Genomic DNA, 12,829 nt, shown 5'->3' on the forward strand with positions numbered 1-12,829 from the left:
ATGCAGCGACTTACTTATAAGGTGTGATGTTTTCCTCGTACCATTTGTCATACTTGGCGTATTCTTCTTCCTGGGCACTATAAAGCGTGTTCGCTTCTTCATCCACTGCTTTACCGCCAAGCTGCTGATATTGGGCTACGAATTTGTCGAATTCATCGATGCCGAGCTTGCCTGTAATGATGCCCCAGAACGTCTCGTCGCGGACTTTTTCGATATCGGTGGAGTATTTGTCCCATTGCGGACGGTTCGTTGCTTTGAATACAGCGATCTTGTCGCGCATCGGCTGGGACGTTTTAATTTTGTATTCGAACATTTCGGTTACTTCGGGCAGATTGGAAAGGTTGGACGCGTCCTTGCGCGTGATTACCCAGGAGAAATTGTCGAGTCCAAGCTTGTTGGCTTCGTCTGGCGTAACTGTTCTGTTATACATGCCGTTGTCCATTGTATAATGCTCGCCTTCCTTGCCGAACCGTAGCAAGGAGTTGACCTCCGGCGAAGCAATGACATTGAGCACCTGCACCGCGTCGTCGGCGGAGCCCGTGTCGGTCACGACCAGGTAGCACCAGCCTCTTGGGGCAGACGGAATGTCGGACTTGAATCCGTCCGGTCCCGCCACCGGATCGATTGCCATATATTCGCCGCCCGGGTTGCTTTGTTTAAAATTGATGGTTGCATTGCTTGACGGATTGAAGTTGGCGACCCAACGGTAGAACGCCCCGACCTTGCCAGAAGCATAAATTTCATCGACTTTTTCGTTTGTAATGTTCGCGGCACTGGCCATTCGGGGGTCAATAACGCCTTCTCCATACAGTTGGGCAATCTGCTGCAGAGCCGTTTTGACCTGCGGCATAGTGGCGCCGTATTTGATCGATCCGTCATCCTGCTTGATGAAAGCATCGGGATCCACCCCGTATGCGTAGAAGAACGGAGCGAGACTGCGGAAAAAGTAATCACCAGACAAGCCGTACGTGTCCTTTTTGCCGTTGCCGTCCGGGTCATCGTTCGTAAAGGCACGGAGGGTGTTAACGAATTCATCAAGCGTTTTCGGCACCTCAAGCCCTAATTTATCCAACCAATCCTTGCGAATGATTGTGGTCATGGTGCCGGCTTCTGCGACATCTCCGGGGATTTGATACAATTTACCGCTGGAATCCCAATGATAAAACAACGTATCCTTGGTATAGTAATCAATAATTTCCTTGCCGTATTTCTGCAGCGATGGAGTAAGGTCCTGAACGATGCCCGCCTGGACCCACTTCGTATATTCCTTCGTATCGCCGGTCCATAGTATATTCGGTCGGGTGTTCTTGGCGCTCATCAGTAAGTTGATCTTCGTATCTACCTCTGAAGCCGGCAGGAAGATCGGATCGATCGTCACCTGTCTGCCGAGTTTATCTGTCAGCTGCTCCTCTAAAGTCTTCTCAGCCCACGAATCCGGTGTCTTCGGGCCGCCATTCAGCGTAATGCTCAGATCTAGCGGCTTCGGCGCGGCGGTATTGGCTGTCCCGTTGTTCGCTGGCGCATTGTTGCCGCTGTTTGCGCCGTTCGAGCAAGCGGCGCCAAGCAGCATCATGCCGGCCAGCGTAAGCCCCAGCCATTTCGTTTTGATTTGTTTCTTCAACTTCAATCCCTCCTCAATATTCAACTGTTGACCAAATTTGTAATCGCCTCCAAAATGTCCGATAAGTGAAACCGATTAGTCCGGAAATATATGGTCAAAGCCTGCTTTGGTCCGCTTCAGAAGCTCCTCAGGATCACCTGCGGGCAGCTCTGGAGTCAGCACCTCTTGTGCTACCGACCCGTCATAACCGGTCTTCTTCAGTGCGGTGAGGAAGCCTTTCAAGTCTATTACGCCTTCACCTGTGTATAGGCGGTCGTTGTCTCTCAGCTCCTCAACCGGCAAATCTTTGGCATCGTTGATGTGAACATGTACAATTTGATCTGCCTTCAACTGCTCCAGTTGGGACGGTTTAAATCCGGTCGTATGGCAGTGATAAGAATCAACCAGCAGTCCGACATTGGGGAGGCCAATTGCGGCGACCATATCGAGCGTTTCCTCCACTGTCCAAATAAATGGATTCTTCCTGGACGTGCGTGCATGGTGGGCCCCAACAAATTCCAGACCAAACCGCAGCCCATATGCACCTAGAATTTCTGCACAGACACGAAGCCGATAGATGGCCTGCGCCATAAAGCGGGCGGACGGATTATCTGTGGAAGGCAGAATGTATGTGACACAGCGAGTACAGTTGAGCGCAGCCGCTGCCGCTGCTGACTCGGCGAGAGCAGGCAGCGTTTGCCTGAATTCTGCGTCTGTGCTGCGCCAATCAACCGGGAGACCGATCGCGCCGATCACAATGCCGGTTTCGGCAAGCAAGCTTGCCGCGCCCTCCGAGCCCAAAGTACCTATCAAACTTTTCGCATCAATGTCCACCGATTCGAAGCCGTATTCTGCCGCTTTACGGATAAATTCCTCATTGCTCCAAGATGATCCCAATCCGGCTCGGGTCAATCCTCTAATCATGTACTTGCCTCCTTATCGCTTCCTGTATCCATCCATTTACTCAGCTGGGGGAATCAGACCGCCAGTCAAGCCTCAACCGCAATTATTCTGATAATGAGATAACCTTGCTGCCATTAGCGGCGCTCTTCCATGCCGCTTCCGTTAGTCGGGCGATTCTTAAACCGCAGCTGGACGGTGCAGCTGCTTCACTCACCCTTCCAAGTACGAGGTCAACGAAGTCGATGTCCGGATCGCTCGAAGCTGGAAGCTCCTCTACCGACACCTCAGTAAGGGACTTTTCTCCTTCCCTCGCGACCAATATCTTATTGTTCCGGTATAAGACCGATCCTTTATCACCGTGGATCGAAACATCCTCATGCCAGCTGATGCTGGCACTGCCAACCACATTAAAGGTCGCGATTGCGCCCCCCTTGAAACGGACGGTCACGGCGGAATCGATATCGACTTCCCTGCCGTGGTTCTCAATGACTGCAGATACGCTTTCCGGCTCGAGGCCAGTTACCCAAAGCACGACATCCAGCAGATGGCTGCCCGAATCGTTTAACTGCCCGCCGCACGATAAAGCAAGGTTTTGCCTCCATGACCCGGTTGCGCCGATCAGCCATCTTTGCGCTTGATAAGCGCAGATGTAGTTGATCTTCCCCAATTCCCCCTTCTCTATCAAGTCGTGGATATAGATATAAGGGCTCATCAGGTGACGCTGGTAGGCGACAGCCAAATGCCGGTTCAGCTTCCCGGCATGTGCAATAATGCGCTCCGCATGATCGGAGCCGCTTACGAACGGCTTCTCCATGAGCACGTGGAGGCCGCCGTCAAGGCATGCCATCCCCTGTTCAAAATGCATGCTGTGAGGCGAAACAATTACAGCGGCGTCCGCGCCGGACTGGGAGATCGCCTCCCGGTAGTCCGCATAGACGGCTATGTTTGCGAGCTCAGGATAAGTTTCCTTCACTAGCCCGATTGCCGTATCGGACGGATCCGCCAAAGCGACGATTTCAGCCTCAGGCACATTCAAAAGTCTGCGGATGTGCTGCCTTCCCATACCGCCTACACCAATCATAAGAAAACGAACTTTTGCCATCGTAATGCCTCCCATAAAGAAATTTTATTCATTGCGAAAATCCAGGCCGATCCCGTTTCAAACAGAAAACGGTTTAAATAAAGCGCTTACATACCATCTTCAAAAAAAGATTGTTGTACCAAAGTAGATAAACACGCACTGTTACGAACGTTACATTATCATCATTCTGCACATCAATCTGTTTGCGTAGATTATAACACCATAGCATTTTGGTGTAAATATCATTTTTATGCAGGTGTTAACAGTCTTATTTGTTGTTTTCGACAATATTTTTAAACTGAAAATAATGTTACAATCTAAACGATTCATCAATTCGTAAAGTAAACAATACTGCAAAATTTGCACAATAGTTGACAAATATTCTTCAACTATTAAAATTAAACTATGAATCGTACAAAAGAGGGATTGGAAACTTGTGAACAAAAAAGTGACAACTTACGACATCTCCAATGAATTGGGTATCTCTAGAAACACGGTATCAAAGGCACTAAATAATCACGCGAGCATTTCGGAAGAGACCAGGAAAAAAGTCATAGAACAGGCTATTGCTATGGGTTACAACAAAATAATCCCCGGCTCCAGCGAACGACCCGCTATTTCCCGAAGTACGAAGTGCATTGCCTTCTTAACCCGAATCGACGTGAGTGCAAGCGGATATTGGATGAACCTGATGAGCGGCGTCGAAGATGTGCTCAGAGGAAGCGGTTACGACATGAAGATGTCCTTTATCAAAGATGAAGATATTATATCCCTCATGGTGCCTCCCATGCTGAACAGTACAATTGACGGATTTATCGTAGTGGGAATGGTGAACAAAGCCTACACCGAGAAATTACTGGAGCACTCCCTTCCGAAGGTTTTTATCGATTTGAATGCCGAACTGCCGCTGACCGACCTCAAAACCGATCTGGTTTTAATGGAGAGCGAAGAAAGCGTATACCAGATTACCCGCCATCTGATTGAGTCGGGGCACCGGGAGATCGGCTTTATAGGAGATATTAATTCCCGCAGCTTGTTCGAGCGTTGGATGGGATATAGCAGAGCCCTTCATGAATCGAATATTCCACAAAATCCAAATTACTGCATAACGAACACGCATTCTACCAGTTATCAATCCTTTGAAGGGATGGCCGATACACTTGGAGCGCTCGATCAGCTTCCTACCGCATTGATATGCGGTAACGACCTTATGGCGCTTCACGCCATCCGGTTCGTAAAGGAAAATGGAATGCGGGTTCCGGAGGATATCGCCATATCGGGTTTTGACCAGATGAAAGAAACGAAGCTTCTGGATATTTCGCTTACAACGGTTACGAATGATGAGTTTCAACTGGGGATGCGGGCAGCAGAGGAGTTGCTGTACCGGATGCAGCGCCCAAACAGACCTTTCGAGGTCATTCGCTTATCTACAAAGGTAAGCTTCGGGGAAAGCACGCGTACGACACGCGCCTGACGTGAATCAAACACTCAAAATCCAACCAGCGGCAATAATGAAAGTATAAAAGGACGCTTATCTATCGGAAATAGTAAGCTCGTGCTGATACTCATTGAGTGTCGGCATTTTAATTTCTTGAAAAGGAAAATATGTTGATAATCCCAGCATTCCTTTCGCGACACTCTAGAGCAAATCCTTCACCTATCTCTTCTTCGGAAGTTACTCTTCTAGTTAAACCACCTGGCTTAGATCGATTGCTGCGTTGACCTGATTGTGCCTGTAAGCCCAACTATTCCATCGGTTATTTGATGCAGCATTCGTCCCGGATGCCATTGTATCCGGCTTAGCGGAGCTTGTTCAATTGAGCGAATCACATCACGTTGCTCATGCTGCATGTCGGGCATGCCGAAGGCAGTGAACGCATTTCTGGAATCGCCATACAGCTGGGCTTCCTGGATACGAGCTATTTTGCCAGACTGTTCAAGCAGCATACTGCCAATCCCCCATACAATTCAGAGACAAACACTTGCCGTCGATGACGACATGGGCAATCGCATTCGGCTGCATGGCATAGACAACATTCGGCTCCGCTCGCGGCTCCCATCTGGAACACGTCATTTGCGGTAATGCTGGTCCCATTCAACCTTTTGCAGCAAAGCGCACATCCGCATTTCTCTAAAACGCTGATCCGGTTGTTGCTGTACCCTCCATCCGTTCCCACGGAAACTTTTATGCCGGAGAGGTCAGGGATTCGGGTGACACCTCTGCGAGAAACATATTGCTGGAGGAACAATAAGCCAGCGAGCCGCCGCGGCTGCCAATCCACCCGACCTCAGAATTATCCAATACACCTAACGAGTCTAAATAATGAATCGGCCTAAGGCCGTAATCCCTTTCCAGCGAAGCCCCGTGCGGACTGTGTGGCGCCGGATAGACCGTAACCATCGGGTCCTCCCCCTGGAATTTGACGGCAAGAGAACGGGTCCGTTCCACGGCTTCCTCCACCGTCACCCTGTACGCCGCTGGAGCACCGCTCCAATCGTACATCGTCCGGGCCATGAACCAGAGGATTTTTAAGGAAGAAGGGCATGAGCGCCTTCAAATCGGCATATCCCATTAAGAGGTGCAATCTGCCTCTGCTGTTAACCATGCGGTTGAGAGTAATCTCAGCCATCTTTCGGTGCAGGAAATTTGTTGGAAACTGTCATTTATAAATAAAGGAGATGAACACTATCGAAAAAATATCGATCAGCCTAACTCAGTTTCTTGACTTCTCGTTAAAGCCGAGTGGACCTGGGAAGGTGTCCTCGATCCGTAAAATAAAGTACAACGAATACTCTGTGGCGGCTGATTACTGGAAGGGACTTCGTGATGCTATTCCAAAATTCCATGAGCAGGGATTAACATTTGATTATTTAGAGAGCATAGCTACCAGTGCAAACGACAAGAGAAAAAGTCGTTATACCGATGCAGTAAACGCATATAAAAAGTTTCTTGGCAAAAAAGAGCTTCAATGGTTCGATCCAGGTAAATCGTTTTGGACGTTCGAGAATCTGTCGGTTAAATCCCACGCTGAATTAGGTCTGGTCATAAACGAACAACCTCATCTGGTTAAGCTTTATTTCAAGCAGGATCCGATTGATAAAAGGAGATCCAAAACAGCCTTGGCGCTTATGGTAGCATCCACCAAATCGGATACAAATACCGATGCCATGCACTCCATTCTCGATGTCAATAAAAATAAATTATATCTTGTTTCAGAAGATCAGGATGATCTGGACATCCTGCTCGCCCTAGATGGAGAAGCTGCACAGTTCATTCAGATATGGAATAGCATTTAAGGAGCAAATTCATTGTGAGCTTGCGCGCAGTCATCACATATCAAACGGCTATCATCAAGCTCGAATGTTGCGGTTTTCTCGCAATACTCCATCATTCGCTTATTTTGGAGGACCGGGTTAGGCGGCAGTGGCCCATGCCCTTCACCTCATCAACCACCGCCCAAGAAAATGCTTGGGTTTGGATATCTTCTCACCAATCGTTCGTGGGTGAGGTGTCACACTTAGCTTGACAATCCGTCAAAAATAGAAAAAGTCCAGAATTTTTCCCATAGGGCAGCTGGAGCAAGAGCGCAGCGTCCTCGTGGATAGCCTTACCGAAGAATTCGAGTAACAAGCGACGTCCGTTACGGATGCGCGGTCAGTTATATGCACACAGGCACAGGAGAAAACAGCAAATTAACTCCTGCTCAAAGAAAGTTTAACAGATTAGCCTATTCTCTTTGAACTAGGTCGGATCTGGTTACTAAGGCTTATTCCAAACAGCTCTTGGAGTGCAGCTGCAATGGGTTTTAAAAGAAAGCTAAAGAAGGATGCACAAGCCAAGTCTCTTGTGCATCCTTCTTCTGAGTGCGGCCTATTGCCATCGATCGTAAGACAAGCAGTCTGCTCTCTGCGGTCAAGCGTTTGAAATGATTCTTGACTTACCGGCACATCCCGAAAGGGTAAGCGCGTCCAGCAGGCAAATATGCTCCGCGCACCTCATGTGCAAGAACAGTAAAAGCTCATTAATCCATATACTGCTCATCTGGCTCGTGTAAAGCTGAAGCCAGGATTTTCTCTGCGACGAATTCAGGGGTATCAGCAGGAGTGGAAGAACCTTGCCGCTGCTGCTGCCGAACACCCAGAGCGTTTTTGCCAAAATCCGTTGCGGTTGAGCGCGGATAGACAGTAATCACCCGGATATTCTCTGAGGCTAATTCACCTCGTGCCGTATCGGAAAGCATGTTCAAAGCGGCTTTGGTAGCTGCATAGGCTGCCATTCCGGCAATACGCATCTTGGAGACCACCGAGCTTATATTGATGATCAGCCCTCCCCCTTGCTCTCGCATGATAGGGATCACAGCTTGCATAGCTGCCAATGGTCCAAACACATTGAGGTCCAGGGTCTTGCGGAAGTCATCAGGATTGAGGTCAGCGATCGTGCCAACGGCAGCTTGTCCTACGTTATTGATGACCACGTCCAAGCGACCAAAGTGGCTCACCGTCTCCTCAATGACTCTTTGAACTTGCTTCGGATCGCTCACGTCAGCAGGCAGAGCGTAGGCTTCACTTCCCTGGCTCTGCAATTCCTCGGCGAGATGATTAAGTGCATCGGCAGATCGAGCTACCAGTGCTAATTTAGCACCAGCAGTGGCAAAACGGCGTGCTGTGGCTAAGCCGATACCAGCGGATGCTCCAGTAATAAGAACGACCTTGTCACGAATTTCCATAATTAATGTTCCTTTCTTTGAGAAGATTGGCCAAACCGTTTATGGGAGGAATCGGTCAAGCAGGTTCCTGAAAGAATAAACGGATCATGAAGTGAGCAAAATAGATCGGCATTTCCATTCTTTTAGCGCCTCTCAAATTTAACTGTTTTGCACTTGAAACGGAAGTTCAAATAAGTTAGCATGGCATTAACTAAAAGTTTATACAACGAAGGGGTTCTATGAATGAATGAACAATTGAATACGTTTATTCAGGTGGCAGAGACGGGCAGCTTCTCCAAGGCAGCTGAAAAACTATTTGTGTCTCCAACCGCTGTGATGAAGCAAATTAATATGTTGGAAAAGCATATAGGAGTGCCTCTTTTGATTCGTACTAACCAAGGTGTTGAGCTCACCGAGGCAGGGAAATCATTTAACAAGGATGCGGCATTATTTTTGCAGAGTTTTCAAGAAGCCGTACTGCGTATACGCCAAGGTACAAAGGGAAGTCAGCATGTTATTCGTGTGGGCACCTCTATACTTAATCCCTGCAAGGTTTTGCTGGATTTGTGGAATGAAATCAGCGACCAATATCCGCAGTTTAAAATAAAAATCGTCCATTTTGAGGATGATGCTTATACTCTCCCAGCCACTTATCGTACCATTGGCAAACACTTCGATGTCATCGTAGGGCCATACCTTACAGAAGACTGGGAGGATTATCTCCGTTTACTTGAGCTGGGGAGGTACCGCTTTTGCTTTGCTGTATCTCGCAACCATCGGCTGGCTTCTAAAAAAACACTGTCTGTCAAAGATTTGTATGGAGAGAAGTTGGCTGTAGTGAAAGGTGGAAAAAATGCAGTAATTGATGGAATTCGTGATTTTTTGATAATCAACCATCCTAAAATCAAAATTAAACATGTTCCGCGCCTTTATGATATTGATGTATTCAATCGTTGCGAGCAAAGTGATACTGTCCTGCTAACATTGGATGCATGGGTAGATGTTCATCCGTCCTTAGTGACCATCCCCAGCGATTTGGATTTCACAATGCCTTATGGTTTGCTATATCCCTTACATCCATCCGAGGATTTCAATCAGTTTTTAGAAATCATACAAAAAATGCAATCTAAGTACAGTTAACCGGCACATAATGGTGCCGGTTTTTTCATTAAGGTAACCTCCCTCTATGGAAAATCACTTTGCTCTTAAATGCTCGCGTATTCTTTGAATTTGATTGTAATGCATGTATAACAGATAATTTTTTAATGGAACCGAATTGAAAATGAAGAACTATGTGGGGCTGTTAAACGTACAAGAAATCCTTACCTAGCTGGCCCTAACTTGGGTCGCGGATTGCTTGTAAAATGAATTTACCCAAAATTATTGACAGACCCAAACTTTTCTCCATAGAGGGAGGTTACTTAAAGAAAAAAATACGCATACTATTTGCAACCAAATTTTCTAGAATCAAATATAAGACTAGACCAATATTCCTTTAATTAAAATCAGCTTCAATAAAATTGTATAAGTGAGTTGATTTCGAATGTATATGCTTCTGACGATACTTGGTCATGTTTTTATAGCTTGGCGTTGGGGAGACTGGCGTAACTGGTCAAAATATCAGTCAACTTTTTTTACAACTGATTTAACTTACAACTTGCTAACATATAACTACTCTTTGTGGGAATACCAACCTACCGTAATATTTCCAAATCACACCTTAACGAATTTGACATTAATGATCATTGGTTATCCAAGCTTAATATTCATTTATTTAGGGCGTTATCCAAAAAAAAAGATGAATCAGTTTCTTTGGATTACATTTTGGATATTTTTGGAGTCCCTTTTAGAGTGGATAGCTTTACAATTAGGAGTAATCACCTACCATAATGGTTGGAATTTCTTGTGGTCAGTATTTTTTGATGTTGCAATCTACGTAATGCTTCGCCTTCACTACAAAAAACCATTATTGACATATGGATTATCAATTATTATAACGGTCGGATTTTTAATTATTTTTAAAGTACCTGTCTCTACAATGAAGTAAGCATAGGACATCTGTACAAAAATCCTTCGCCTATTTATTTTGGTTGAAAGTTTATGAATTTTTAATAAAATTCCTATCACGAGTTTATTTTTTCAAATGCTTTATTTTATTTTTTAGCTGGATAATAAATAAGACAACAAACTGATTATATGAAAAGAAAGGAAAATATCTTATGATTTCAAATACGTTATTGGAAACACGAAATCTCACAAAATCGTTTCGTGGCAGAAAAATCGTTAACAATCTAAATCTAAAAGTTATGAAAGGCGATGTGTACGGCTTTCTTGGACGAAATGGACAGGGAAAGACAACCACAATACGCATGATGACTGGCCTAATTATCCCTGATTCGGGAGATGTGATGATTAATGGGTACAACTTAAAAACGGACTTCAAACCTGCCATTTCACAAATTGGCGCTATCGTGGAATCTCCAACTTTTTATGACTATCTTTCGGGATATGAAAATCTCTCATTAATGGCAAACCTTGTACGCGGCCTTAACAAAAGCAGAATTGATGAAGTGCTGGAAATCGTCAGATTAAGAAGCCGCGCGAAAGATAAGGTCAAAACGTATTCTTTGGGTATGAAGCAGCGTTTGGGGATAGCCAATGCGCTTTTGAATCATCCCCAACTAATCATCCTTGATGAACCAACCAACGGGCTTGATCCACAAGGTATGAAAGAGATTAAAGAAATGATTGTTCAACTTTCATCTGAAGAGAACATCACCTTTTTCATATCCAGTCATTTGCTCCATGAAATGCAGCAGCTTTGCAATCGTATAGGCATTATCAATGACGGGAATCTTCTTGTTGAAGGCAATGTAAATGAATTGGTCGGCAATTCAACAGAAAACTCGTTGGAAAAGCTCTATTTTGAAGCTACAAGAGTGTGAGGTGTTAATAATAATGAAGCTATTAAAAAATGAGCTTTACAAGCTCTTTAGAACAAAAAAACTGTATATTTTTGCGGCAATCATTTTAGTTGTTCTTATTCTGAATTTGCATAACTACCAGCCCGGATCAGCAATGACAATCTGGACATTTACTTATGGACAATCTGCCCCATTGATCTTAATCAATATACTTTCTCAATTTATGATTATTTTCATTCCTATATTCATTGGTGATAGTATTACGAAAGAATATAGGCAAGGGGCATTAAAGTTATCTTTGCTGCGACCTATCACCAGAAATCAACTCTTGAGAGCAAAAATCGCTTCGCTGCTTGTATTTATAACTATTATGGTGCTTTTCTTTATCATCGCCTCTTATGCAATAGGAATCTATTTTTTGGGATGGGGCAGTGGAACAGAATATGCCGGACAATTGTACACGCCTATAGAGGGTGTATTGCTCACATTAGGCGCCAATGCTCTATTAATTTTTCCCTTTATGGCATACGGTCTGTTTGTGACTTCTATTGCCATATTATCCAGCAGCATGAGTTTAACCGTTATCAGTTCCCTGGCAGTTATGACTATTGGGCTAAATTTAAACGTCTTTGAAGAAATCGCTCCCTATTCCCTTGCGTATCACATTGCGTACTTCCATGAAAATTTCGTCCAAACTTTGAATTGGAAGCTCGCACTTCAAAGCACCGGAATTATCGCAATCTATCTGACAGCATTCTCTTTATTTACATTCTATAAATTTAAGACAAAAGAGATCTTGTATTAATATTGCAAAAAAAAATTTTTAGGAGGCGGCTGAATGTTAAGCTTGGTAAAGAATGAAATATATAAAGTTTTTCGCCTAAAAAAATTCTACCTTTTCATGGGAGTTATTTTAGCACTTCAAGCAGTAGAAATTTTTCACTATAAATTAATGCCACAAGGGAAAATTGCCTTTTCGCTCAACGGCCAATCATTTCCTCTAGATATGATTGCAAATAATTCAATTATAATGGTTATGTTTATCGCTGTACTTGCGGCGGACATGATTGCGGATGAATATAGAAATGGTACTTTCAAATTGGTGCTTTTACGTCCGGTCAATCGTATTCAGTTTATCGGTGCTAAAGCTGTGGCACTGCTGGCATCCATAATGGCTATTGTCTGCTTTACAGTAATAACCTCGTATATGATTGGGGCAATCACATTTGACTGGGGTCATCATCTTCTGTTTCAGGGTGTTCCGATTGCCAGGAATAGTATTGCTATAACGATAATATCGGCGATTGCTTCCATACTGCCAAGTGCCGGATTTGGCATGGTGGTCATATTTATTGCTTTGATAACCGAAAATATAGGTATAACCATTGGTTCAGCGTTGTCATTATTTTTTATCTCGCCTCTACTTGAGGGGTATGGAAACATAAGCAAATATTCCATCATCTATTTAATGAATACCTTTCATGAAACGTTTATAAATAGCGCTACATTGGTTCAAATATCTGCTAAGACCGGAATAATCGCAATATACATCGTATTGTTTTACGTTGGCAGCGCCATTCTTATGAAAAGAAAGGATGTGTTGCTATAATATTTA

Annotated in this window: 14 protein-coding genes; 7 read left to right on the plus strand and 7 right to left on the minus strand. The window is 44.7% G+C overall.

Annotation, left to right across the window (positions count from 1 at the left end; translation table 11 throughout):
- Positions 1 to 10: 10 nt before the first annotated feature.
- From AC0YNV_RS38935 to AC0YNV_RS38945, 3 genes are all read right to left on the minus strand, one after another.
- The gene (locus AC0YNV_RS38935; protein WP_475772826.1) at positions 11 to 1,621 is read right to left on the minus strand and encodes a type 2 periplasmic-binding domain-containing protein; all 1,611 of its coding nucleotides are present in this window, start codon (positions 1,619 to 1,621) and stop codon (positions 11 to 13) included.
- A gap of 75 nt (positions 1,622 to 1,696) precedes the next feature.
- Positions 1,697 to 2,524 carry a sugar phosphate isomerase/epimerase family protein gene (locus tag AC0YNV_RS38940; RefSeq protein ID WP_475772827.1) on the minus strand — a complete coding sequence of 276 codons (828 nt, stop codon included), beginning with the start codon at positions 2,522 to 2,524 and terminating at the stop codon, positions 1,697 to 1,699.
- An 82-nt stretch (positions 2,525 to 2,606) separates the two neighbouring features.
- The gene (locus tag AC0YNV_RS38945; RefSeq protein WP_475772828.1) at positions 2,607 to 3,605 is read right to left on the minus strand and encodes a Gfo/Idh/MocA family protein; all 999 of its coding nucleotides are present in this window, start codon (positions 3,603 to 3,605) and stop codon (positions 2,607 to 2,609) included.
- 415 nt (positions 3,606 to 4,020) lie between these two features.
- On the opposite strand from AC0YNV_RS38945, the gene AC0YNV_RS38950 reads away from it, so the two are divergent.
- Positions 4,021 to 5,058: a LacI family DNA-binding transcriptional regulator gene (locus AC0YNV_RS38950; RefSeq protein ID WP_475772829.1), complete on the plus strand. Its 1,038-nt coding sequence runs from the start codon at positions 4,021 to 4,023 to the stop codon at positions 5,056 to 5,058.
- 227 nt (positions 5,059 to 5,285) lie between these two features.
- On the opposite strand, the gene AC0YNV_RS38955 is transcribed toward AC0YNV_RS38950, so the two are convergent.
- The 3 genes from AC0YNV_RS38955 to AC0YNV_RS38965 form a co-directional block, all read right to left on the minus strand.
- The gene (locus AC0YNV_RS38955) at positions 5,286 to 5,531 is read right to left on the minus strand and encodes a hypothetical protein (RefSeq protein ID WP_475772830.1); all 246 of its coding nucleotides are present in this window, start codon (positions 5,529 to 5,531) and stop codon (positions 5,286 to 5,288) included.
- The gene (locus AC0YNV_RS38960) at positions 5,521 to 5,658 is read right to left on the minus strand and encodes a hypothetical protein (protein ID WP_475772831.1); all 138 of its coding nucleotides are present in this window, start codon (positions 5,656 to 5,658) and stop codon (positions 5,521 to 5,523) included. The genes AC0YNV_RS38955 and AC0YNV_RS38960 overlap by 11 nt, the downstream gene beginning before the upstream one ends.
- Before the next feature lie 111 nt (positions 5,659 to 5,769).
- Complete coding sequence (locus AC0YNV_RS38965; protein ID WP_475772832.1) at positions 5,770 to 6,099, minus strand: amidohydrolase family protein; 330 nt, start codon at positions 6,097 to 6,099, stop codon at positions 5,770 to 5,772.
- A 242-nt stretch (positions 6,100 to 6,341) separates the two neighbouring features.
- Between AC0YNV_RS38965 and AC0YNV_RS38970 the strand changes: the two genes are divergently transcribed.
- The gene (locus tag AC0YNV_RS38970) at positions 6,342 to 6,881 is read left to right on the plus strand and encodes a hypothetical protein (RefSeq protein ID WP_475772833.1); all 540 of its coding nucleotides are present in this window, start codon (positions 6,342 to 6,344) and stop codon (positions 6,879 to 6,881) included.
- Between the two features lie 725 nt (positions 6,882 to 7,606).
- On the opposite strand, the gene AC0YNV_RS38975 is transcribed toward AC0YNV_RS38970, so the two are convergent.
- On the minus strand, positions 7,607 to 8,311 hold the full coding sequence (locus AC0YNV_RS38975; RefSeq protein ID WP_475772834.1) for an SDR family NAD(P)-dependent oxidoreductase: 705 nt from the start codon (positions 8,309 to 8,311) through the stop codon (positions 7,607 to 7,609).
- Positions 8,312 to 8,533: 222 nt separating this feature from the next.
- Here AC0YNV_RS38975 and AC0YNV_RS38980 point away from each other — a divergent pair, with 222 nt between their 5' ends.
- The 5 genes from AC0YNV_RS38980 to AC0YNV_RS39000 all read left to right on the plus strand — a co-directional run bounded on the left by AC0YNV_RS38980 (position 8,534) and on the right by AC0YNV_RS39000 (position 12,823).
- On the plus strand, positions 8,534 to 9,430 hold the full coding sequence (locus AC0YNV_RS38980; protein WP_475772835.1) for a LysR family transcriptional regulator: 897 nt from the start codon (positions 8,534 to 8,536) through the stop codon (positions 9,428 to 9,430).
- 403 nt (positions 9,431 to 9,833) lie between these two features.
- A complete protein-coding gene (locus AC0YNV_RS38985) occupies positions 9,834 to 10,337 on the plus strand; it encodes a CBO0543 family protein (RefSeq protein WP_475772836.1) in 504 nt (167 codons plus the stop codon).
- 172 nt (positions 10,338 to 10,509) lie between these two features.
- The gene (locus AC0YNV_RS38990; protein ID WP_475772837.1) at positions 10,510 to 11,235 is read left to right on the plus strand and encodes an ABC transporter ATP-binding protein; all 726 of its coding nucleotides are present in this window, start codon (positions 10,510 to 10,512) and stop codon (positions 11,233 to 11,235) included.
- A gap of 13 nt (positions 11,236 to 11,248) precedes the next feature.
- Positions 11,249 to 12,019: an ABC transporter permease gene (locus AC0YNV_RS38995; RefSeq protein WP_475772838.1), complete on the plus strand. Its 771-nt coding sequence runs from the start codon at positions 11,249 to 11,251 to the stop codon at positions 12,017 to 12,019.
- Positions 12,020 to 12,052: 33 nt separating this feature from the next.
- Positions 12,053 to 12,823, plus strand: coding sequence for an ABC transporter permease (locus AC0YNV_RS39000; RefSeq protein WP_475772839.1), 771 nt, complete (start codon positions 12,053 to 12,055; stop codon positions 12,821 to 12,823).
- Positions 12,824 to 12,829: the final 6 nt, after the last annotated feature.

Source organism: Paenibacillus sp. JT31N11, from assembly GCF_056269285.1.

Bases quoted from the DNA above. Each gene is read 5' to 3' on its own strand.
- AC0YNV_RS39000 (WP_475772839.1), top strand. From the start codon at position 12,053: ATGTTAAGCTTGGTAAAGAATGAAATATATAAAGTTTTTCGCCTAAAA.
- AC0YNV_RS38965 (WP_475772832.1), bottom strand. From the start codon at position 6,099: ATGGCCCGGACGATGTACGATTGGAGCGGTGCTCCAGCGGCGTACAGG.
- AC0YNV_RS38980 (WP_475772835.1), top strand. From the start codon at position 8,534: ATGAATGAACAATTGAATACGTTTATTCAGGTGGCAGAGACGGGCAGC.
- AC0YNV_RS38975 (WP_475772834.1), bottom strand. From the start codon at position 8,311: ATGGAAATTCGTGACAAGGTCGTTCTTATTACTGGAGCATCCGCTGGT.
- AC0YNV_RS38945 (WP_475772828.1), bottom strand. From the start codon at position 3,605: ATGGCAAAAGTTCGTTTTCTTATGATTGGTGTAGGCGGTATGGGAAGG.
- AC0YNV_RS38940 (WP_475772827.1), bottom strand. From the start codon at position 2,524: ATGATTAGAGGATTGACCCGAGCCGGATTGGGATCATCTTGGAGCAAT.
- AC0YNV_RS38995 (WP_475772838.1), top strand. From the start codon at position 11,249: ATGAAGCTATTAAAAAATGAGCTTTACAAGCTCTTTAGAACAAAAAAA.
- AC0YNV_RS38955 (WP_475772830.1), bottom strand. From the start codon at position 5,531: ATGCTGCTTGAACAGTCTGGCAAAATAGCTCGTATCCAGGAAGCCCAG.
- AC0YNV_RS38985 (WP_475772836.1), top strand. From the start codon at position 9,834: ATGTATATGCTTCTGACGATACTTGGTCATGTTTTTATAGCTTGGCGT.
- AC0YNV_RS38990 (WP_475772837.1), top strand. From the start codon at position 10,510: ATGATTTCAAATACGTTATTGGAAACACGAAATCTCACAAAATCGTTT.
- AC0YNV_RS38960 (WP_475772831.1), bottom strand. From the start codon at position 5,658: ATGACGTGTTCCAGATGGGAGCCGCGAGCGGAGCCGAATGTTGTCTAT.